The 20937-nt window shown below is 64.7% G+C and carries 22 protein-coding genes; 12 read left to right on the forward strand and 10 right to left on the reverse strand.

The genetic code is table 11. The annotated features are described in order from the left end of the window. From CVM73_RS06205 to flaF, 4 genes are all read left to right on the forward strand, one after another. The coding region (locus tag CVM73_RS06205; RefSeq protein WP_283809891.1) for a DUF1522 domain-containing protein at window positions 1-907 on the forward strand (907 nt) is incomplete at its 5' end. A 326-nt stretch (window positions 908-1233) separates the two neighbouring features. Next, on the forward strand, window positions 1234-3519 hold the full coding sequence (locus tag CVM73_RS06210; protein ID WP_100231145.1) for a DUF1522 domain-containing protein: 2286 nt from the start codon (window positions 1234-1236) through the stop codon (window positions 3517-3519). A gap of 219 nt (window positions 3520-3738) precedes the next feature. Next, window positions 3739-6027 carry a DUF1522 domain-containing protein gene (locus CVM73_RS06215; RefSeq protein ID WP_100231146.1) on the forward strand — a complete coding sequence of 763 codons (2289 nt, stop codon included), beginning with the start codon at window positions 3739-3741 and terminating at the stop codon, window positions 6025-6027. A 302-nt stretch (window positions 6028-6329) separates the two neighbouring features. Then, window positions 6330-6698, forward strand: coding sequence for a flagellar biosynthesis regulator FlaF (flaF, locus tag CVM73_RS06220; protein WP_028181463.1), 369 nt, complete (start codon window positions 6330-6332; stop codon window positions 6696-6698). A 122-nt stretch (window positions 6699-6820) separates the two neighbouring features. On the opposite strand, the gene CVM73_RS06225 is transcribed toward flaF, so the two are convergent. The 4 genes from CVM73_RS06225 to CVM73_RS06240 form a co-directional block, all read right to left on the reverse strand. Further along, window positions 6821-7180, reverse strand: a complete 360-nt coding sequence (locus CVM73_RS06225; protein WP_100231147.1) for a hypothetical protein — start codon at window positions 7178-7180, stop codon at window positions 6821-6823. A 160-nt stretch (window positions 7181-7340) separates the two neighbouring features. After that, window positions 7341-7838 carry a hypothetical protein gene (locus CVM73_RS06230; protein ID WP_100231148.1) on the reverse strand — a complete coding sequence of 166 codons (498 nt, stop codon included), beginning with the start codon at window positions 7836-7838 and terminating at the stop codon, window positions 7341-7343. 11 nt (window positions 7839-7849) lie between these two features. After that, a complete protein-coding gene (flgJ, locus tag CVM73_RS06235) occupies window positions 7850-8218 on the reverse strand; it encodes a flagellar assembly peptidoglycan hydrolase FlgJ (RefSeq protein ID WP_167406668.1) in 369 nt (122 codons plus the stop codon). Beyond that, entirely contained in the window at window positions 8218-9342 is a 1125-nt protein-coding gene (locus tag CVM73_RS06240) for a flagellar basal body P-ring protein FlgI (RefSeq protein ID WP_100231150.1), read from the reverse strand. The genes flgJ and CVM73_RS06240 overlap by 1 nt, the downstream gene beginning before the upstream one ends. A 284-nt stretch (window positions 9343-9626) precedes the next feature. Between CVM73_RS06240 and CVM73_RS06245 the strand changes: the two genes are divergently transcribed. Continuing rightward, window positions 9627-10040 (forward strand): flagellar assembly protein FliX, encoded by a 414-nt coding sequence (locus CVM73_RS06245; RefSeq protein ID WP_100231151.1) that lies wholly within the window; start codon window positions 9627-9629, stop codon window positions 10038-10040. A 177-nt stretch (window positions 10041-10217) separates the two neighbouring features. Here CVM73_RS06245 and CVM73_RS06250 read toward each other — a convergent pair whose 3' ends face one another. Beyond that, the gene (locus CVM73_RS06250) at window positions 10218-10589 is read right to left on the reverse strand and encodes a winged helix-turn-helix transcriptional regulator (protein WP_100231152.1); all 372 of its coding nucleotides are present in this window, start codon (window positions 10587-10589) and stop codon (window positions 10218-10220) included. 175 nt (window positions 10590-10764) lie between these two features. Between CVM73_RS06250 and CVM73_RS06255 the strand changes: the two genes are divergently transcribed. Both CVM73_RS06255 and dksA read left to right on the forward strand, forming a co-directional pair. After that, window positions 10765-11376: an NAD(P)-dependent oxidoreductase gene (locus CVM73_RS06255; RefSeq protein ID WP_100231153.1), complete on the forward strand. Its 612-nt coding sequence runs from the start codon at window positions 10765-10767 to the stop codon at window positions 11374-11376. Window positions 11377-11592: 216 nt separating this feature from the next. Next, on the forward strand, window positions 11593-11958 hold the full coding sequence (gene dksA, locus CVM73_RS06260) for an RNA polymerase-binding protein DksA (RefSeq protein ID WP_085966600.1): 366 nt from the start codon (window positions 11593-11595) through the stop codon (window positions 11956-11958). Between the two features lie 279 nt (window positions 11959-12237). On the opposite strand, the gene CVM73_RS06265 is transcribed toward dksA, so the two are convergent. Beyond that, window positions 12238-12636 (reverse strand): winged helix-turn-helix transcriptional regulator, encoded by a 399-nt coding sequence (locus CVM73_RS06265; protein WP_208639172.1) that lies wholly within the window; start codon window positions 12634-12636, stop codon window positions 12238-12240. A gap of 93 nt (window positions 12637-12729) precedes the next feature. Here CVM73_RS06265 and CVM73_RS06270 point away from each other — a divergent pair, with 93 nt between their 5' ends. Both CVM73_RS06270 and CVM73_RS06275 read left to right on the forward strand, forming a co-directional pair. Then, window positions 12730-13758, forward strand: coding sequence for an SDR family oxidoreductase (locus CVM73_RS06270; RefSeq protein WP_100231154.1), 1029 nt, complete (start codon window positions 12730-12732; stop codon window positions 13756-13758). Window positions 13759-13836: 78 nt separating this feature from the next. After that, window positions 13837-14616, forward strand: a complete 780-nt coding sequence (locus CVM73_RS06275; RefSeq protein ID WP_100231155.1) for a 2-keto-4-pentenoate hydratase — start codon at window positions 13837-13839, stop codon at window positions 14614-14616. 286 nt (window positions 14617-14902) lie between these two features. On the opposite strand, the gene flgH is transcribed toward CVM73_RS06275, so the two are convergent. From flgH to flgF, 4 genes are read right to left on the reverse strand one after another with little or no spacing between them, the layout of a single operon-like run. Continuing rightward, complete coding sequence (gene flgH, locus CVM73_RS06280) at window positions 14903-15664, reverse strand: flagellar basal body L-ring protein FlgH (RefSeq protein ID WP_100231156.1); 762 nt, start codon at window positions 15662-15664, stop codon at window positions 14903-14905. A 3-nt stretch (window positions 15665-15667) separates the two neighbouring features. Beyond that, a complete protein-coding gene (gene flgA, locus CVM73_RS06285; RefSeq protein ID WP_167406669.1) occupies window positions 15668-16807 on the reverse strand; it encodes a flagellar basal body P-ring formation chaperone FlgA in 1140 nt (379 codons plus the stop codon). Between the two features lie 10 nt (window positions 16808-16817). Further along, complete coding sequence (gene flgG, locus CVM73_RS06290; RefSeq protein WP_100231157.1) at window positions 16818-17606, reverse strand: flagellar basal-body rod protein FlgG; 789 nt, start codon at window positions 17604-17606, stop codon at window positions 16818-16820. A 16-nt stretch (window positions 17607-17622) separates the two neighbouring features. Continuing rightward, the gene (flgF, locus tag CVM73_RS06295) at window positions 17623-18384 is read right to left on the reverse strand and encodes a flagellar basal-body rod protein FlgF (protein WP_100231158.1); all 762 of its coding nucleotides are present in this window, start codon (window positions 18382-18384) and stop codon (window positions 17623-17625) included. A 382-nt stretch (window positions 18385-18766) separates the two neighbouring features. On the opposite strand from flgF, the gene fliL reads away from it, so the two are divergent. Genes fliL through CVM73_RS06310 form a run of 3 tightly spaced genes read left to right on the forward strand, consistent with a single transcriptional unit; the run spans window position 18767 to window position 20929 of the window. Further along, window positions 18767-19264 carry a flagellar basal body-associated protein FliL gene (gene fliL, locus CVM73_RS06300; protein WP_100231159.1) on the forward strand — a complete coding sequence of 166 codons (498 nt, stop codon included), beginning with the start codon at window positions 18767-18769 and terminating at the stop codon, window positions 19262-19264. 19 nt (window positions 19265-19283) lie between these two features. Beyond that, a complete protein-coding gene (gene fliM, locus CVM73_RS06305) occupies window positions 19284-20486 on the forward strand; it encodes a flagellar motor switch protein FliM (RefSeq protein ID WP_100231160.1) in 1203 nt (400 codons plus the stop codon). Further along, window positions 20483-20929 carry a DUF6468 domain-containing protein gene (locus CVM73_RS06310; RefSeq protein WP_100231161.1) on the forward strand — a complete coding sequence of 149 codons (447 nt, stop codon included), beginning with the start codon at window positions 20483-20485 and terminating at the stop codon, window positions 20927-20929. The genes fliM and CVM73_RS06310 overlap by 4 nt, the downstream gene beginning before the upstream one ends. The last annotated feature ends 8 nt before the right edge of the window (window positions 20930-20937 follow it).

Here is a 20937-nt window from a genome sequence, read left to right on the forward strand (position 1 = left end):
GTCGGTCACCGGCACCGGCAATGCACTGAACGCGCTCGGCCTTGCCGGCAACACCGGGACGGCGACTGCCTTCACGGCGGCTCGCACCTCCGGCATCGGCGGCATCGCCGGCAAGACCTTGACCTTCTCCTCCTTCAACGGCGGCACGGCGGTCAACGTCACCTTCGGCGACGGCACCAACGGCACGGTCAAGACGCTCGATCAGCTCAACTCAAAGCTTCAGGCCAACAACCTGACGGCGACGATCGACGCCAATGGCCTGCTGACGGTCTCCACCACCAACGACTATGCGTCCTCGACGATCGGTTCGAGCGCCGCGGGTGGTGCGATCGGCGGCACGCTCACGACGGCACTGACGTTCTCGACGGCTTCCACCCCCGTTCAGGATACGGTTGCCCAGACGGCGCGCGCCAACCTGGTCAACCAGTACAACAACATCCTCCAGCAGATCGACTCGACCGCTCAGGACTCCTCGTTCAACGGCGTCAACCTGCTCAACGGTGATCAGCTCAAGCTGGTGTTCGACGAGACCGCCAAGTCGAGCTTGAGCATCACCGGCGTGACCTACAACTCCAAGGGTCTGGGCCTCGCCGCGCTGACCAGCGGTGTCGACTTCATCGACAACGCTGCCACCAACAAGGTGCTGACCAACCTGAACTCGGCGTCGAGCACGCTGCGCTCGGAAGCTTCGGCTCTGGGCTCGAACCTGACGATCGTGCAGGTTCGTCAGGACTTCAACAAGAACCTGATCAACGTGCTGCAGACCGGTTCGTCCAACCTGACGCTGGCCGACACCAACGTCGAGGCCGCCAACAGCCAGGCGCTGTCGACCCGTCAGTCGATCGCGGTCTCCGCGCTGTCGCTGGCCAACCAGTCGCAGCAGAGCGTGCTGCAGCTGCTCCGCTAATAAGCGGACGACATCGCAAGCAAGATCCGGCGGCGGGGCTTCGGCCCCGCCGCTTTTTTTCGTTCGTCGCTCGAGGATCGAGAGGGCAGGCGACGCTCGAAAAAGTAACCAGCGGTTATGGTTAACGGAGCGTAAGCGCCAAGAATCGCCAATGATTTCAGATGGATTGCCAACCGTGCCGACGCCTTCGGCCGGCTTATGGTGAACCGGCGCTTATGCAAGTCGCACTCGTTTCACCCTTTGTTAGCCACGTCACGGCACGCTGGCCCCGTCACTCGATCCAGAAGCGATCGAACGAAGACGCGTAAGCCAGAAGGGTAAGAGTCATGTCCGGTATTGTTCTCTCTGCGTCGGTTCGTCAGAACCTGCTCTCTCTCCAGTCCACCGCCGACCTCCTCGCCACCACACAGAACCGTCTGTCGACCGGCAAGAGCGTGAACTCGGCCCTGGACAATCCCACCAACTATTTCACGGCTCAGTCGCTCGACAACCGCGCCAGCGACATCAACAACCTGCTCGATAGCATCGCCAACGGCGTGCAGGTGCTGCAGGCTGCCAACACCGGCCTGACCTCGCTGCAGAAGCTGATCGACAGCGCCAAGTCGATCGCCAACCAGGCGCTGCAGACCACGGTCGGCTACTCCACCAAGTCGAACGTCTCCACCACCATCGCCGGTGCGACGGCGGCTGACCTGCGCGGCACGACCTCGTTCGCCAGCGCGACCGCGAGCAGCAACGTGCTGTATAACGGCACGGCCGGCGGCACCACCGCGGCGAACGGCACTACGACGCTTGGCGCCACCCTCGGCTCGTTCACGGGCACCGCGGCAACGGCCGGCGACGGCACCACCGCCCTGACCGGCACCATCACCCTGATCGCCACCTCGGGCACCAGCGCGACCGGCCTCGTCGGCAACGCCCAGCCCGCCGACGGCGACACGCTGACCGTGAACGGCAAGACCATCACCTTCCGCTCGGGCTCTGCTCCGGCGTCGAGCGCGGTTGCGTCCGGTTCGGGCGTCAGCGGTAATCTCGTCACCGACGGCAACGGCAACACCACCGTCTATCTCGGCACTGCCGGCACCCCGGCTGCGACCGTCAACGACCTCTTGACCGCGGTCGATCTTGCCAGCGGCGTGAAGACGGCTTCCATCACCTCGGGTGCTGCGACGATCGCCACCAGCGTCGCCCAGGGTGGTGCCGCTTCGGGCGTTGCCGCCGGCGCCGTCACACTGAAGAGCTCGACGGGTGCGGATCTCAGCCTCACCGGCAAGGCCGACCTGCTCAAGGCGCTCGGCCTGACGACGTCTACGGGTGCAGGCAATGCCACCGTGAACGTCAACCGGACCACGAGCGCGGCCTCGCTGGGCGCGACGATCACAGATGGCTCGACGCTGAACGTCGACGGTCACGTCATCACCTTCAAGAACGCGCCGATCCCGGGTTCGACCGGTGCTCCGAGCGTTCCGAGCGGATATGGTGCGAACGGTGCGGTTGTCACCGACGGCAACGGCAACTCGACGGTCTATCTGCAGGGCGGCACGGTCAACGACGTGCTGAAGGCGATCGACCTCGCCACCGGGGTGCAGACCGCGACGATCAACGCCAACGGCACCGCGACGCTTGCGACCGCCACCGGCCAGTCGAACTCGACGATCAACACGTCCGGCCAGCTCAAGATCTCGACCGGCATCAATGCCGACCTGTCGATCACCGGCACCGGCAACGCGCTGAACGTGTTCGGCCTCGCCGGCAACACCGGCAGTGCGACCGCCTTCACCGCGGCCCGCACCTCCGGCATCGGCGGCATTGCCGGCAAGACCTTGACCTTCACCTCCTTCAACGGCGGCACGGCGGTCAACGTCACCTTCGGCGACGGCACCAACGGCACGGTCAAGACGCTCGATCAGCTCAACACCAAGCTTCAGGCCGACAACCTGTCTGCAACGATCGATGCCAACGGCCTGCTGACCATCACTGCGTCCAACGACTATGCGTCTTCGACGCTCGGCTCGACGGCCGCAGGCGGTGCGATCGGCGGCACGCTGACCAGCGCGCTGACCTTCTCGACGGCTTCGAACCCCGTCCAGGATGCGGTTGCCCAGACGGCGCGCGCGAACCTGGTGTCTCAGTACAACAACATCCTGAACCAGATCGACACGACCGCTCAGGACTCCTCGTTCAACGGCGTCAACCTCTTGAACGGCGACCAGCTCAAGCTGGTGTTCGACGAGACCGCCAAGTCGAGCCTGAGCATCACCGGCGTGACCTACAACTCGAAGGGCCTCGGCCTCGCCGCGCTGACGATTGGCGTCGACTTCATCGACAACGCCGCCGCCAACCGGGTGCTGACCAATCTGAACGCCGCCTCGAGCACGTTGCGCTCGGAGGCCTCGAGCCTCGGTTCGAACCTCTCGGTGGTGCAGATCCGTCAGGACTTCAACAAGAACCTGATCAACGTGCTGCAGACCGGCTCGTCCAACCTGACCCTGGCCGACACCAACGTCGAAGCGGCCAACAGCCAGGCGCTGTCGACCCGCCAGTCGATCGCGGTCTCCGCACTGTCGCTGGCCAACCAGTCGCAGCAGAGCGTGCTCCAGCTGCTCCGCTAATAAGCCACTGAAATCGCGACTAAAAATCGAGCGGCGGGGCCATTGCCCCGCCGCTCTTTTTTGCGTTTGGAGACGGGCAGGGGGCGTTCACCGGCCATTAACCCTGTCGCTTAAACCGGCGTTAACCATACTTTAAAGGACACCTCATAGAACTGGACAAAAGCCCGCTTTGCAGACCGCGCGGCCGATTCGTATCCGGTTCAAGAGGAAGACTCGCCAATGTCCAACATCGTTCTCTCGGCGTCCGTTCGCCAGAACCTGTTGTCGCTGCAGTCGACGGCCGACTTGCTGGCCACGACGCAGGAGCGGCTGTCGACCGGCAAGAAGGTCAACACGGCGCTCGACAATCCCACCAACTTCTTCACGGCGCAGGGGCTGGACAACCGGGCTAGCGACATCAGCAACCTGCTCGACGGCATTAACAACGGCGTGCAGGTGCTGCAGGCCGCCAACACCGGCATCACCTCGCTGCAGAAGCTGATCGACAGTGCCAAGTCGATCGCCAACCAGGCGCTGCAGACCACGGTCGGCTATTCCACCAAGTCGAACGTCTCCACCACGATTCCCGGTGCGACGCCCGCCGACTTGCGCGGCACGACCTCCTATGCGAGCGCGACCGCCAAGAGCAACGTGCTCTATACCGGTGCAGCCGGCGGCGTGACCCCGGTCACGGGCAGTGCCGCGCTGGGTGCCTCGCTGGGCTCGAGCGCCGGCACCTTTACCGGCACGGCAGCGACCGCCGCCGACGGCACCACCGCACTGTCCGGCACCGCCACGCTGCTCGGCACCACCGCATCCGCCACCTTCAGCACGCCGCCCGCCGACGGCGACACCATCACGGTGAACGGCAAGACCATCACCTTCCGCACCGGCATCGCTCCGAGCACGCAACCGACCGGCTGGGGCCTCGACGCCAGCGGGCACATTGCCACCGACGGCAACGGCAATTCGATCGTCTACGAGGGAACCGCGGCAGCGCCCGGGGCGACTGTCAACGACGTCCTCAGCGCGATCGACCTCGCCAGCGGCGTCAAGACCGCGACCATTAGCGCAGGCGCGGCGACCATCGCCGTCAGCGGCTCGGCCGGTCCCGTCGGCACGCTTCAGGTGGCATCCTCGATCACGGCGGGCGCTGTTACGTTGAAGAGCTCGACCGGCGCCGATCTGAGCGTGACCGGAAAGGCTGACTTCCTCAAGGCGCTCGGTCTGACTTCCGCAACTGGCGCCGGCAATGCGAATGTGACCGCGAACCGATCGACGACGGCCGGCTCGCTGGGCACTCTCGTTCAGGACGGCTCGACGCTGAACATCGACGGTCACACCATCACCTTCAAGAACGCGCAGACGCCGCAATCGGCGGCGAGCGTCACGTCGGGTGGTGTCAGCGGCAACATCGTCACTGATGGCAACGGCAACTCGACCGTCTACATCCAGAGCGCGACGCTGACCGACCTGCTCAATGCGGTCGACCTTGCGACCGGCGTCAAGACGGCCAGCATCTTCAACGGCGCGGCGACGCTGTCGACCACTGCGGGCCAGATCCCGTCGTCGGTCAACAGCAGCGGCCAGCTTGCGCTCTCCACCGGCATCAATGCCGATCTCTCGATCACCGGCACCGGCAATGCCCTCAGCGCCTTCGGCCTCAGCGGCAATACCGGGACGGCGACCGCCTTCACCGCAGCCCGCACCTCCGGCGTCGGCGGCATCAGCGGCAAGACGCTGACCTTCACCTCGTTCAACGGCGGCACCCCGGTGAACGTCACTTTCGGCGACGGCACCAACGGCACGGTCAAGACGCTCGATCAGCTCAACGCGCAGCTGCAGGCCAACCACCTGACGGCGACGATCGATGCCAACGGCGTGCTGACGGTGACCACCGTCAACGAATACGCCTCTTCGACGCTCGGTTCGACGATCGCTGGCGGCGCAGTCGGCGGCACGATCACCGGCGTTCTTGCCTTCACCACCGCGCAGCCGCCGGTCCAGGATCCCGTGGCGCAGACCGCGCGCTCCAACCTGGTCAACCAGTTCAACAACATCCTGGCCCAGATCGACACGACGTCGCAGGATTCCTCCTTCAACGGCGTCAACCTGCTCAACGGCGACACGCTGAAGCTCGTCTTCAACGAGACCGGCAGCTCCACGCTGAGCATCAACGGCGTGGTGTTCAATGCGGCGGGCCTTGGTCTCAGCAATCTCGTCAACGGCGTCGACTTCATCGACAACGGCGCCACCAACAAGGTGCTGGCCAGCCTGAATGCGGCCTCGAGCACGCTGCGCTCGGAAGGCTCCACGCTCGGTTCGAATCTGTCGATCGTGCAGGTCCGTCAGGACTTCTCCAAGAACCTGATCAACGTGCTGCAGACCGGTTCGTCCAACCTGACGCTCGCCGACACCAACGAGGAAGCGGCCAACAGCCAGGCACTGTCGACCCGCCAGTCGATCGCGGTGTCCGCGCTGTCGCTGGCTAACCAGTCGCAGCAGAGTGTGCTGCAGCTGCTCCGCTAGTTCGCAGCGCGAGATCGCTGATGGAGACCGTGCGGCGGAGCTAACGCTCCGCCGTTCTTTTGAGGGAGATCGCTAAGACAAGATTAGCTGAGATCGACGCGCATCATGCGAAGCCAGTTTACAGCATGCGTGCGTGCATCTAGCGTTTTCGCTGACGAAGAAACTCCGCGACCACGGTGCGTAATAATGCGGAGTTCTTCCAAGCACACACGTAAGCAAATCTTAAGCGGTGCTGCCTAGGGTTGGGAAAGAAATCCTTAAGCGCGTTCAACGCGCTAGGTGAAACGTCCAGGGTGTGATTGATGTCGAATTCCGCTGCCTCGGCTTATGCGCGTGTCGCAACGACCACCGCATCTCCTCGCGACATCGAGGCGCAGACCCTGCTCAAGGCCGCCAACAAGCTCCAGGACGCGGTGAATAACGCCGATCCGCTCAGCGAGCAGACCATGCAGGCCTTGATGTTCAATCGCAAGCTCTGGACCATCTTCTTGAGCGAGGCGATGCGTGACACCAATCCGCAGCCGATCGACGTCCGGCAGAAGATCGCCAACATCAGCGTGTTCGTGCTGAGCCAGACCGCCGCGCTGCAGATGAGCCCGCAGTTCGATCACTTCCGCCCGCTGATCGAGATCAACCGCAACATCGCCGCGGGTCTGTCCGGACGGCCGTGACGGAGAGCTCTCGCGGTCGAGCATCTTGTCGACCGCGGGCCAAGTTCACGCTGACGGATGCCGGCGAGGGCGCAGATCAACGACATCGTCGCCGATCTTGCGATCGGCTCGACCGATGTTGATCAAGCGCTGAGGTCCGTGCTGAGCGGACGCGAGGGTTCGGACTTCATATCCAGGGCGTGGAAATAGGCCCGCCGGCGCAGCATCGCTTCGTCGGGGAACTGATTGACCACCGCATCGGTCTTGTCGTTGACGACCTGGAAGACAAAGGACGCAGCCGCCTGATCGAACACGACCTGGCGCGTGATGTTCTCGTGGTTCGGCAAATCATTGCGTACCGGCGCGCTCGTGTCGGCCGCGGCGACCGTCTGGCTCACCGGAAGATCGGTTTGCACAGCCTCGTTCGCCGCCGGATTCGACGTCGTTATGATCTGCACGGGGGCCGGTATCCCCACCGGCCTGATGCTGAAATCTGTACTCATGGCAGCCTCCTGGTTGCCTTACGTGAGTCAAATCCCAACCCCTCTAATCACGCAAGCATGGACCACCAGGATTGAAGACCCGGTAAGCAAACGTGCCTAACCGCGCGACGCTATCGCCGCGCGGTTTTTCGTAAAATTGTCGGTTTGTTTTTGGCTACGCTCAGAGCGAGCGACTGACCGCGAGCGGAGTGATGTGGCGCGGACCTGGCGCTGCGCGACGCCCCGCGGCCGTATAAGTATTCGGCACGTTGCGCTTCTGGATCTCCGCGTTGACGCCGCGCACGACGCTCTCGGAGACCGCGTGCGCGGTCGCGAGCACGGTGAGATTGACCTGGAGCATCGCACGAAACGCATCGTGGTGGCGATGGAGCGTCGAGAGCAGCTCCGGCGCGGATTTCGCGAGCTGGGCCTGGCTCGCCTTCAACTGGCTGACGGCGCCGACGTAATTGCGCGACAGCTCCTGCTTCTGGCTTTCGAGCGTCATCGCCTCGCGGACCTTGCCGGCGCGAACGAGCTCGGTCTCGCGCTCGATCAGTCCAAGCAGGGCGCTCATCGCATCCATCAGGCCTTCGGCGAGCTTGCGCGCCTCGGTGCCGCCGGGCGTGGTGTTCGGACGCTGGGCCTGCATCGGCTGACGTGAGGCGTTGAAATGATTCATCTCGTTTGACCTTATGCCGTGCGGATCGTTTTCGCCTGCTGCAGGATGAGGGTGCGGTAGACGTCGGTGGCGACGCCGACGCCGCCGGCCTTGGCGAAGTTCTTGGAATATTGCTCGGTCAGCATCGAGCGCCACACGCCGGTGCCGGGCGTATCGCCGAACGGGCCTTCGCCCTTCAGGCCCGAGGTCATCTGCGCGAACATGCTGTTGAGGAACATCGCCTCGAAATCGGTGGCGGTCTTCTGCGCCTTGGCCTGTTGCTGCGGCGAGACCTTTTGCAGGGCGCTCGCGAGCTCGAAGTCCGGCCGGCCGTTGCGGCTCTCCACCGCGAAGGCCGAGGAGGTGGCGACGCGCGGGGTGTTGATCGCGCCGGTCTGCATCACATCACCTCGATGTCGGCTTCGATGGCGCCGGCGGCCTTGATCGCCTGGAGGATGCTGATCATGTCACGCGGGCCGATGCCGAGCCCGTTGAGCCCGTCGACGAGCTGCTGGAGCGATACGCCGTCCTTGACGAGCGCCAGCTTCTTGCCGTCTTCGCTGACGGTGACGCTGCTGCGCGGCGCCACCACGGTGCGGCCGCGCGACAGCGGGTTGGGCTGGCTCACTTGCGGGCTCTCGGAGATCGTGACGGTGAGGTTGCCCTGCGCCACAGCAACGGTGGCGACGCGGACGTCGCGGCCCATCACGATGATGCCGCTCCGCTCGTCGATGATGATCTTGGCGGCGAGATCGGGATCGACCTGGAGCTGCTCGATCTCGGTGAGGAAGGCGACGACGTTGCCCTTGAACTCCGGCGGGATCGATAGCTGCACCGTCGAGGGATCGATCGGCTCGGCGGTCTTGATGCCGAGATAATCGTTGACCGCCGCTGCAATGCGCTTGGCAGTGGTGAAGTCGGCGTTGCGCAGCGCCAGGCGCACGTTCGGCAGCCGGTTGAGCGCGAACTCGATCTCGCGCTCGATGATGGCGCCGTTGGCGATGCGTCCGACGGTCGGTACGCCGCGCACGATCTTGGCCGCCTCGCCCTCGGCCTGGAAGCCGGAGATCGCGAGTGAGCCCTGCGCCACCGCATAGACATTGCCGTCGGCACCGAGCAGGGGCGTGACGAGCAGCGTGCCGCCTTGCAGATTCTTGGCATCGCCGAGCGCGGAGACGGTGACGTCCATGCGCGTGCCCTGGGTGGCGAAGGCCGGCAGGTTGCCTGTGACCATCACGGCGGCGACGTTGCCGGTGCGGATGGTGGCGCCGCGGATGTTGACGCCCATGCGCTCGAGCATCGCTTGCAGCGACTGCTTGGTGAAGGGGATGTTGTTGAGCGTGTCGCCGGTGCCGTTGAGGCCGACGACGAGGCCGTAGCCGATGAGCTGGTTCTGCCGCACGCCTTCGATGTTGGCGAGGTCCTTGATGCGCGAGGTCGCAGCCGCTGACGTGACCGAGAGCGCCAGCGCTGACAGCGCGGCGCAGGCCACCCCAACAATCCTCACCCAACGAACGCCTGGCATCCTCTGCTCCCCAAGGCCCTTCGAAGAAGGCCTCTCAAATCGACAAGACCGGCACGACACTCTCATGACGAGCTGGTCCGGCGCTTTCCTTGCGAGCGCTGTGCCAACCCGGGGCAGCGGGGTAGGTGGCTGAATAGGTTGAATAAATCTGTTTCGACCGGTGTCAGCGGTCGTTCGTCCTGAGGAGCGAAACTGCCGCCTCTCGGCAGATTTTGCCGGGCCGTTTACGCACCGTTAACCATAAAACGGCGAAGGTGAGGCATCGATCACCCGGATTGCTTCCGATGCGCATCTACGGACCGAACGGCACGACGCTTGGAACGCCGGCCAGCCAGGCCAGGCGGACGGGCTCCGGCACCTTCGTGCTACCCGACACCTCATCGGCGCAGGAGACGCGCAGCGCCGCCGCACCGAAGGCCGCCGCCAACATCGATGCGCTGCTGGCTTTGCAGGGCGTCGAGGAGGATCCGGTCGAACGCCGCAAGCGCTCGGTCGCCCGCGGCAGGACCGCGCTCGACGTGCTCGACGATCTCAAGATGGGCCTGTTGTCCGGCAATCTCGATGCGTCGACCGTGATGCGGCTGCGCGATGCTGCGGCGAACCTGAAATCATCCTCGGGCGATGCCGGTCTCGATGCGGTGCTGTCCGAGATCGAGCTGCGGGTGGAGGTCGAGCTGGCGAAGGCAGGGCGGGCGTAGTCAGGCATCGCGCGCTGTCATCGCCCGCCTTGTGCGCACTTGCGCACTGGGGCGGGCGATCCAGTATTCCAGAGACAGCAGAGGCTTAGCCGAGAAGCCGCGGCGTACTGGATTCCCCGCCTTCGCGGGGAATGACAGCGGAGTTTGGGGCGAAGCCGTACGTCGCTTCACACACGCCTACGCCGCTTCCTCCTTCTGCTGCGCGTCGTAGCGACGCTGGGCGGCGAGCACGTCTTTCAGATTCTGCTCGGCCCAATCGCGCAAGGCATCGACCGCCGCCGCCAGCGTCAGCCCGAGCTGCGTGATCGAATACTCCACCGTCACAGGCACGGTCGCGATGGCATGGCGCTTGATAAGGCCGTCGCGTTCAAGCGACTTGAGAACCTGGCTCAGCATCTTCTGCGAGATGCCTTCAATCGTGCGGCGCAACTGATTGAAGCGCATCGGCTCCTCGCGCAGGAGCAAGAGGATGAGCACCGCCCATTTGTCGCCGACGCGATCGAGGATTTGGCGGGTGGGGCAGTTCGCTGCGTAGACGTCGGGTTTCATCGTCGGTCCTCGGAATCCATCTCGTCGCGGGCGGTACGCGTGACGGCCGTACGTGATCGGTCAAGCGTCCAGGTCACCTTTACGTAATCAGGTAAGCACAAAGTGCTCTCTTAACACCAGCATCCTTTGCGATATCTAGTAACTACTAGTTACTATAGAAGCAAAGGAGCCTTCCATGAAAATCGCAGTCGCCGGCGCCTCGGGCCGGGCCGGGTCGGAGATCACCAAGGAACTGTCCCGCCGCGGCCACGCGGTCACAGCCATCGCCCGGAACCCCGACAAGATCGCAGCCCTGCCCAACGTCACGCCGACCAAGGGGGATGTGCTCGACCAGGCCGGCCTCGCAAAGCTGTGGGCCGGGCACGACGTCGCCGTGAGTTCCGTGCACTTCCTGGCCAGCGACCCGCTCAAGCTGATCGGTGCGGCGAAGGATTCCAAGGTCGGTCGTTACCTCGTGGTCGGCGGCGCCGGGAGCCTTGAGGTTGCCCCAGGGGTGAAGCTGGTCACGACTCCCAATTTTCCCACTCAATACAAGGCTGAAGCGGAGGCAGGCTCGGCCTTCCTGGACCTGCTGCGGCGAGAAAAGGACCTGAACTGGACCTTCATCTCGCCGTCGGCGCTGTTCGTCGAGGGGGAACGCACGGGCAAGTTCCGGCTTGGGGCTGACCAGCTTCTCGCAGATGCGAACGGCAAGAGCTGGATCACCTTCGCCGACTACGCCATCGCGCTCGCCGACGAGATCGAACGGCCGGCCCATCTGAATCAGCGCTTTACGGTCGGCTATTAAGCCGTCAGCCGCCTCCGAGCCCCTCAAGGATAAACCTTCCTGTGCAAGGGCTTGGGGGCGAGGACCGGGCGGTGAGGGAAATATTGTCTGTCACGGGAGGCCACTATATAAGGCCCGGCTCAACGGACCTCGTTCCGTTCGCGAGTCGTTGCTTAAGAAGATAGGCCGCCCTTGGAAAAGTTGAAAAACTACCGACCGACCGACAAAGAGCCTTTCATGAACGACCGGCAGAAGGAGTACTTCCGTTTGAAGCTCCTCGCCTGGAAGGATGAGATCCTCAAAGAGTCCAAGCTCACCCTGCAAGCTCTGCAGGAGGAGAACGTGAACCATCCCGATCTCGCCGATCGGGCCTCGTCCGAAACCGACCGTGCCATCGAACTCCGCGCCCGCGACCGCCAGCGCAAGTTGATCGCCAAGATCGACGCCGCGCTCCAGCGCATCGAGGACAACACCTACGGCTATTGCGAGGAAACCGGGGAGCCGATCTCGTTGAAGCGGCTCGAGGCCCGGCCCATCGCGACGCTCTCGGTGGAAGCGCAGGAGCGCCACGAGAAACGCGAGAAGGTTTATCGCGACGAATAGAGCCCGAGCCGCAGCGTTGCGGCTCTTTGTTTTTGGGCGCAGGGCGCCATTTCGCGCCGTGCTCGGATTTTGCCTGTGGCTTGCCACGCGCCATCAACGCCGGAGCGCAATCGCGAAAAGTGAATCGCGATCAATGGGCTAGACTCGATTGCTCCGCGCTCACGTGAGTTCGGATGAGAAACAGCCTTCACTTCAGGTGCGGGGGATTTCGCGAGTCGCATCAACGGGATCGATTCGCTTGTTGAAGCGCTGATCGAGCTGCATCAAGCATCGCTGCAATCAGGCTTCATGGGACGCTGCAAGGCGTGCGTCGCCATAAAGCCTGGCCCAGCTCAATATTTCCTTAAACGCCGGCAGCAGGCCATAAGCCGCCTCCGTCAGCTCGTATTCCACGCGCAGCGGCTTCTCCGCGAAGGCGGTCCGCATCACCAGCCCGTCCTGCTCGAGCTCGCGCAGCTGCGTGGTCAGCATGTGCTGGGTGATGCCGCCGATCGACCGCCGCAACGCCCCGAAACGAACCGCGCCGTTCATCAGCGCGAACAGAATCTCGAGTTTCCATTTGCCGCCGAGCGCGTGGATGGCCCGCTTGAAGTCGGCAAGCAGGGCAGGGTCGGGGCTGCAATCACAGTCGTGGTCGCAAGCGCTGGTCAGGTGTTCCATACTGGTCTCGAAATCCATTCTACTTGTCCGGAAAGAGATAGTGACCAGATGCGGCCCTGAGCAGGGTGGCCGAACCAATTCGCCGGCCCGCACACCGAGGGGAATTTGGCAATGGCTACTATTCTGGTCACCGGCGGGTCGGGCTTCGTCGGCATTCATGTCGTCCTGCAGCTCCTGGCCGCCGGTCACGCGGTACGGACGACGGTGCGTCGGCCGGACCGGCAGGTCGACGTGCTGGCGATGCTGCGTGAGGGCGGGGCGGCTGCGCCGGAGAGCCTGAGCTTCTTCACCGCGGACCTCACGGCCGACCAGGGCTGGCGCGAGGCGGTCGCCGGCTGTGACTACGTGATCCATGTCGCCTCGCCCCTGTCGACCAGCGTTCCCAAGGACGAGAACGAGATGATCGTCCCGGCCCGCGACGGCACGCTCCGGGTGCTGCGTGCCGCGCGCGATGCCGGCGTCAGGCGCGTCGTCGTCACCTCGTCGCTGGGCGCGATCGGCTATGGCCACAAGCCGCGCGAAAAGCCGTTCGACGAGACCGACTGGACCAATCTCGATGGTGCCGACGTGCAGCCCTACATCAAGTCCAAGACGCTGGCCGAGCGGGCGGCCTGGGATTTCATCGCGCGCGAAGGGAATGGGCTCGAACTGTCGGTGATCAACCCTGCCGGCATCTTCGGTCCCGTGCTGGGGCCGGATTTTTCCGGCTCGATCGAGATCGTCAGATCGTTGCTCGATGGCGCCATGCCCGCGGTGCCGCGGGTCTATTTCGGCGTGGTCGACGTCCGCGACGTCGCCGATCTGCACTTGCGGGCGATGACGGCCCCCGAGGCCAAGGGCGAGCGCTTCATCGCGGTCTCCGGCGACACGATGTCGATCCTCGACATTGGCAGGCTGCTGCGGCGGGAACTGGGGCCAAGAGCGCGCCGGGTTCCGCGCCTGCAGGCCCCCGACTGGGTGGTGCGGCTGGCCGCAACCCGCATTCCGCTGTTGCAGGCGGTCGTGCCAATGCTGGGCAAGGTGCGCCGCGCCACCGGCGCCAAGGCGGAGACCATGCTCGGCTGGCAGGCGCGCTCCGGCGAGGAGGCGATCCTCGCGACCGCCGAGAGCCTGATCCGGCTCGGCCTGGTCAAGGCGTGAGGCTGTCCGTGGCTTGTCACGCCCCGGCGGGGATGCTGAAGTGCCGCCTTCGAATGCGTAGCGTGGGAGGCGGCGCCGATGGTCAAGGTTCTCGAAGCCGCAAAGGCGATCGCGCTGGCGCGCCGCAACCATGCGCCGCTCGCGGCGCTGGAGCGTCCCCCCGCTGATGAAGCCGAGGGCTATCAGGTCCAGCGCGCCTTGCACGATCTTCTGCTGCCGCATGTCGGCCCGCTCGTCGGCTACAAGATCGGCTGCACCAGCCAGGTGATGCAGGACTACATCGGCATCCCGCACCCCTGCGGCGGCGGCGTGTTCCAGAAGGGCGTCCATGACAGCGGCGCCAAGCTCGCCGCCTCCAATTATGTTCGGGTCGGCGTCGAATGCGAGATCGCGGTGCGGCTGCAGCGCGACCTCGCCGCCGGAGAGGCGCCGTTCACGGCCGAATGGGTCGGCGAGGCCGTCGAGGCCTACCACCCCGCGATCGAGATCGTCGACGACCGCTACGTGAAGTGGGAGACGATGGGCGCGCCGACCTTGATCGCCGACGATTTCTTCGCCGCCGGCTGCGTGCTGGGGCCGCAGGTTCCGCGCTCGTCGGTGCCGGACCTGAAGGCCGTCAAGGGCCGCGCCATCGTCAACGGCGAGGAGGTCAGCCACGGCACCGGCGCCGACGTGCTCGGCCATCCCCACAATGCCCTCGCCTGGCTCGCCAACCATCTCGCAGCCGAGGGCAAGGGCCTGCACGCGGGGCAGCTCGTGCTCACCGGCAGCCTGGTCAAGACGCTGTGGCTGAAGGCCGGCGACAAGGTGCGGATGGAGCTGGATGGGCTCGGCGTGGTGGAGGCGGAGTTTACGTGAGGGGCGACCGCGTCATTCCCCGCGAAGGCGGGGAATCCAGTACGCCGCGCTTTGTCGGTTGAGCAACGAAGGCCTCGGAGTGCTGGATCGTCCGCCTTCGCGGACGATGACAGCCGGGCCTTGGTTTGTATTTGTGTTGATCAAGATCCCGCGGGTACGAGCAGTTGCTTCAATCGCCACCGCCAAAATACATGCGGCCTCCGGCAGGGGAGCTACCGGAGGCCGCGTCGTACATCGTCGTTCGCGCCTAGGTTCGCGAGCACGATGTGGGAGCTCTTGAAGAGGGTTAGAAGGGCAGCAGCACGTCCATGACCTGCTGGCCGTAGCGCGGCTGCTGCACGTCGGTGATCTGGCCGCGGCCGCCATAGGCGATGCGGGCCTGGGCGATCTTGGTGGAGTCGATGGTGTTGTCGCTCTGGATGTCTTCGGGGCGGACGATGCCGGCCACGATCAGCTCGCGAATTTCGAAGTTGACGCGGATCTCCTGCTTGCCTTCGACGACCAGGTTGCCGTTCGGCAGCACTTGGGTCACCACGGCGGCGACGTTGGTCTGCAGGGCTTCCTTGCGGTCGACGCTGCCCTTGCCCTCGCTCGACGAGGTCGAGTCGGCGGTCAGGATGCGGCCCGGCAGGATCTTGTTGGCCTGGGTGATCGTTTGGGCGCCAATGAAGTTAGTGATTCCTGAATCTTCCTTGTTGGTGCGGCTGCGAGAGGTGTCGTTCTCGATGTTGGCCTTGTCGGTGATGTTCACGGTCACGGTCAGGAGGTCGCCGACCTGGCGGGCGCGCTGGTCCTTGAAGAAGGCGCGGCTGCCGTTGCGCCACAGCGAGTTCGGATTGTACGAGGCGACTTCCGGCTTCGGCATCGGCATCTGCACCGGCTTGTAGCCGGGCTGCGTCGTCGGATTGTCGATCGCCGACAGCTTCGGCTGCTCGCCGATCTGCGACAGGCGGTCGATCGAGGAGCAGCCGCCCAGTGCGCAAGAGGCCAGCAGCAAGGCAGAAATCGCGATGCGACGAAGACGGAAAGCCGAACTGAACGGGGACATGACTTACTCTGACTTGGCTGGAGCTTGCGAGATGCGGGCTTGCGGGATCGGGGCTTGTGCGACTTGAGCCGGCGACGCGGGGGTCTGGATCAGGTTCCGGACGAGGGCTGCAGTGTCGACAGGTGCGGGCACGTCGTCACGCTTGAGCGAGGAGGTCCGCTCGACCGCCGGCGCCATCGGTGCGGACTGGCTGGCGCCCTGGACCGTGACCTGGCCGCGGCCGGTGACGGTGCCGGTCAGCGTGCGCTTGGACTGCAGATTGAGCACGCTGACGGTGTCGCCCTCGGCGCCGCTCTCGATCGCCTTGCCGCGCGTGGTGAGATAGAGGCCGGGCACCTGGTAGATGATGGTGACGGCCTGATCGCGCAGCACGAAGTCGGGCTTGACGATGTCGGCGAGGCGGATCGGCGTGCCCGCCCGCATCGCCCGGCGCAGCTGCATGCCGAGGGTACGATCGCGCGAGGCGGGCTCGCCGGTGACCTCGGCCTTCGGCCGGCGCTCGAGCGAGACGTCGGAGGATTTCAGGAGCTCGGCGCGGTCGATGTCGCGGGTCAGCACGGCCACCTCCACCATCTCGATCGCGGTGCCGCTGAAGCGCAGCTTGGTCGGCACGGGATTGCTGTCGTTGGCGATCTCGAAGGCGATGTCGAAACGGCCGCTGCGGGCATCGTAGCGGGTGGCGACCGGCTGCAGCGCGCCGGTGTTGGAGGCATCGAGCCGCATCTCGGCGACGCTGCGGTCGAACGTGACGGTGATGTTGGCGGCTTCCCCGAGGCCGAAGCGGCGCTCGAGCGCGGCGGCGACCGCATTCTCGATATCCTTGCTCGCGAGCGTGCGGGCGAGGCGGGTGACCTGGACCTCCTTGATGTCGCCGGTCATGACGCCGATCACCTGCTTGGCCCGCAGCACCGAGAGCACCTGGCCGACCGTTAGCGTGCCGGTGGTGCCGAGATCGGGCGACCGGTAGACCGGGATCATCGCGGCGGATCCGGCGTTGTCGATGAGATCGCCGATCCGCACCACGTCCGAGGTCACGGTGATGCTTGCGCGCAGCGTCGGCGCGGCGATGAAATCGTCGGCTGCTGCTGCCGGCAAGGCCAGCGCGAGAAGGGTGGAGATCGTGGCGAGGGTGGCGCGGATCATCGTCATCACCTCAGCGGAACAGCGCCGTGGTCGATTGCATCATCTGGTCGGCGGCGCTGATCACCTTGGCGTTCATCTCGTAGGCGCGCTGGGCGGCGATCAGGTCGCTCATCTCCGAGACGACGTCGATATTGGCCTGCTCGAGGCTTCCTTGCGTGATCTTGCCGTAGCCCTCGGAGTTCGCGGTGCCGTCCTGCGGCGTGCCGGAGGAGGGGGTCTCGGTGAATTGGTTATTGCCGACGGGCTGAAGGCCCGCCTTGTTGATGAAGCGCGTGACGCCGATCTGGCCGAGAATGGTCGAGGTCGACGAGCCCGGCAGCGTCACCGAGACCTGGCCCTGCTCGCTCACGGTGATGCCCGAGGCGTTGTTCGGAATGGTGATGGTCGGCTGCACCGGATTGCCCTGCGCGGTGACGATGCGGCCCTGATTGTCCATCTGGAAGGTGCCGTCGCGGGTGTACTGGAAGGTGCCGTCGGGCATCAGAATCTTGAAGAAGCCCTCGCCCGAGACGGCGAGGTCGAGGTCGTTTCCGGTCTGCGACAGCGTGCCCTGGGTCATGCTGCGCGGGGTGCCGACGGTCTTGACGCCGCCGCCGATGTCGACGCCGACCGGCAGGATGGTGCCCTGGTCCGACGACTGGGCACCGACGCGGCGCACGTGCTCGTAGATCAGGTCCTGGAACGCCGCGGTCTGCTTCTTGAAGCCGGTGGTGCGCAGGTTCGCGATGTTGTTGGAGATCACCTGAACGTTGAGTTCCTGTGCCGCCATTCCGGTCGCTGCGGTGTGAAGCGCCTGCATGTCAGTTCTCCTTCAATCAGGCCGGAACGTCTGCGAGCTTCTCGATCGCCGACTTGTGCATGTCGCTCTGTTGCTGGAGCAGGTTGGCGATCGCGGTGTAGCTGCGCATCACCTCGACCATGCGGGTCATCTCGCCGACCGAGTTCACGTTCGACTTCTCGATGTAGCCCTGCTGCAAGGTGGACTTGGTGTCGGCCTGCTGGTTTGCCGAGCCGGCGCCATAGAGGTTGGCGCCGAGCTTGGTCAGCTTGGCCGGATCGTCGAACGACACCATGCGGATCTTGCCGCGGATCGAGTCGGTCCGCGCCGTACCCTCGAGCACCGTGACGGTGCCATCGGGCGCGACATTGATGTCGTGGTCGGTCGGCTGGAAGGTGATCGGGCCGGCATTGCCGAGCACGAGATTGCCGTCGGCGGTGACGAGCTGGCCTGTGCTGTTGAGCGAGAACTTGCCGTCGCGGGTATAGAGCTCGCCGCCATTGGCCTGCACCGCGAAATAGGCGTTGCCGTTGATCGCCATGTCCAGCGGATTGTTGGTCGGCTCCATCGGCCCCTGGCCGACGTCGCGGAAGGTACCGCGGTCCTGCACATAGGAGACTCGGCGGTCGGAGCCGATGAAATTGTCCTCACGCGCGTTCGAGTTGAGATACTCCTCGAACAGCGAATGGTCGGCCTTGAAGCCGTTGGTGTTGGCATTGGCGACGTTGTTGGCGATGACATCCATCTGCCGTTCCAACGTCATCTGCCGTGACAAGCCGATCAGAAGCGCGTTCTGCATCGGAAATCTCCCCTGAGTGAGATCTGCCATTTCGCTCTCCCAAGCGCCGTGGCGGACCCCGTGACCGAGACCTTCAGGTTCTCCCAAACCGTTCAGTCTCGGTCCTCTCTCAGCGAAAGCCGTGCCAACTCAATAAGTCATGTAAATTCAATAGCTTGTCGGATTTTGATGGGCGCGGGAGGGCGGCAGAAAGGTTCTGTTAGCCATGTTTGCCCGGCAGATTTTTCCTAGCGGAGGCCCAATCGAAAGATTCCGTTAACCATTATTACCGTAGCGTTTGCGCATCAGAGGAGCGCATTGCGCTGGGGCATTTGTATCGCGTCATTGTCTGCCAGGAGGCTTCGCTCTTTCGACCCCTTTGAGATGAACGAGCGCGGCAACCATGGCAGAGAATGAGGAAGGCGGCGCAGCCACTGATGGCGCGGAGGCCGCTGCGCCGAAGAACAAGCTCAAGCTCATCATCATGGCCGTCGGCCTGCTCGCCGTCCTCGGCGGCGGTGCGGCGACCTGGTTCTTCTTCTTCCGTCATGGCGACGACGAGCATCATGCCGAGGCCGCGCCTGCGCCGAAGCCGCCGGCCTTCGTCGACGTCCCCGACATGATGGTCAACCTCGCCGGCGCGCCGGGCGAGCGCGTGCAATATCTGCGGCTGAAGATCGTGCTGGAGCTGAAGGAAGAGAAGCAGATCGAGGCGATCAAGCCGACGATGCCGCGCGTCACCGACATCTTCCAGACCTATGTGCGCGAGCTGCGTCCCTCCGACCTCAACGGTTCCGCCGGCATCTTCCGCCTCAAGGAGGAGCTGACCAAGCGCGTCAACGCGGCGGTCGCCCCGATCCAGGTCAGCGCGGTGCTGTTCAAGGAAGTCGTGGTCCAGTGAGCATGACGGACTAGGGATCATGGCGGGCAACGACCAAGTCGACCAGGATGCAATTGCCGCCCAGTGGGAGGCCTCGCTCGATTCCGAGGATCCCGCCGAGGCGGCAAAGGCTGCCGCCGAGAACGAGCTATCGGAGACTATGGCCCTGCAATGGGCGGCCATGGTCGAGGACGGCAGCCGCGATCTCGGCAACGGCAAGAATTCCGGCGAGCGGGTGCTGTCGCAGGAGGAGATCGACAATCTCCTCGGCTTCACCGTCGGCGACGTCACGCTCGACGACCATTCCGGCATCCGCGCCATCATCGATTCGGCGATGGTCTCCTACGAGCGTCTGCCGATGCTCGAAATCGTCTTCGACCGCCTGGTGCGGCTGATGACGACGTCCTTGCGCAACTTCACCTCGGACAACGTCGAAGTCTCGCTCGACCGCATCACCTCGGTGCGCTTCGGCGACTACATGAACTCGATCCCGCTGCCCGCCGTCCTCACCGTCTTCAAGGCCGAGGAGTGGGAGAACTTCGGCATGGCGACGGTCGATTCCAACCTGATCTATTCGATGATCGACGTGCTGCTCGGCGGCCGCCGCGGCACCAGTCAGCTGCGCATCGAGGGCCGGCCCTACACCACGATCGAGACCGAGCTGGTCAAGCGGCTGGTCGAGGTGGTGCTGGCCGACGCCGAGCAGGCGTTTCGGCCGCTGTCGCCGGTGACCTTCACGATCGACCGGCTCGAGACCAACCCGCGTTTCGCCGCGATCAGCCGTCCCGCCAATGCCGCGATCCTGGTGCGCCTGCGCATCGACATGGAAGACCGCGGCGGCAACATCGAGCTGTTGCTGCCTTACGCGACCATCGAGCCGATCCGGGGCGTCCTGCTCCAGATGTTCATGGGCGAAAAGTTCGGCCGCGACCCGGTCTGGGAAGGCCATTTCGCCACCGAGATCGTGCAGGCCGAGATCGCCGTCGATGCCGTGCTCTACGAGGCCGACATTCCGCTCAAGCAGCTGATGCGGCTCAAGGTCGGCGACACGCTGCCGCTGGACATGCGCGCCGACGCCAACGTCACCGTGCGCTGCGGCGACGTCACGCTGACCGAGGGACGGATGGGCCGGGTCGGCGACCGCGTCGCGATCCGCGTGACGAAACCCTTGCGCAAGCCAAGTACGACACTTGCGATGTTCGAGAAGGTGGACGAGCAGAACAAGATGATGGAGGCCCCATGAACCACTCCCTGGGAATGGCGATCGAGACGCTGGTGGCTATCCTGCTGATGCTGACGATCATCTACTGCGTCATGCTCAACAAGCGGCTGACGCGGCTGAAGGCGGACGAGCATTCGCTGAAGGCGGTCATCGGCGAGCTAATCACCGCGACCGAGATCGCCGAGCGCGCGATCGGCGGGCTGAAGCTCGCCGTGCGCGACGTCAACGAGAACCTGGGCAGCCAGCTCGCCGCCGCGACGCAGATGTCGGATCAGCTCTACAAGCAGCTCGGCGAGGCCGACAACGTCGTGCGGCGCCTGTCCAAGATCGCAATCGCCGCGCGCCCAGTGACGAACCCGGAAACGGTCGCCGCGCCCGCGGCCAAGCCCGCGTCGGCGAAGGCGGTGGCGGCCGCGGCCGAAGCCTTCTCCGAGCGCCGTCGATCCAACGGCCTTGCCGCATGAAGCCTGGG

The sequence above is a fragment of the Bradyrhizobium forestalis genome (genome assembly GCF_002795245.1).
GTDB classification, from domain to species: Bacteria; Pseudomonadota; Alphaproteobacteria; order Rhizobiales; family Xanthobacteraceae; genus Bradyrhizobium; species Bradyrhizobium forestalis.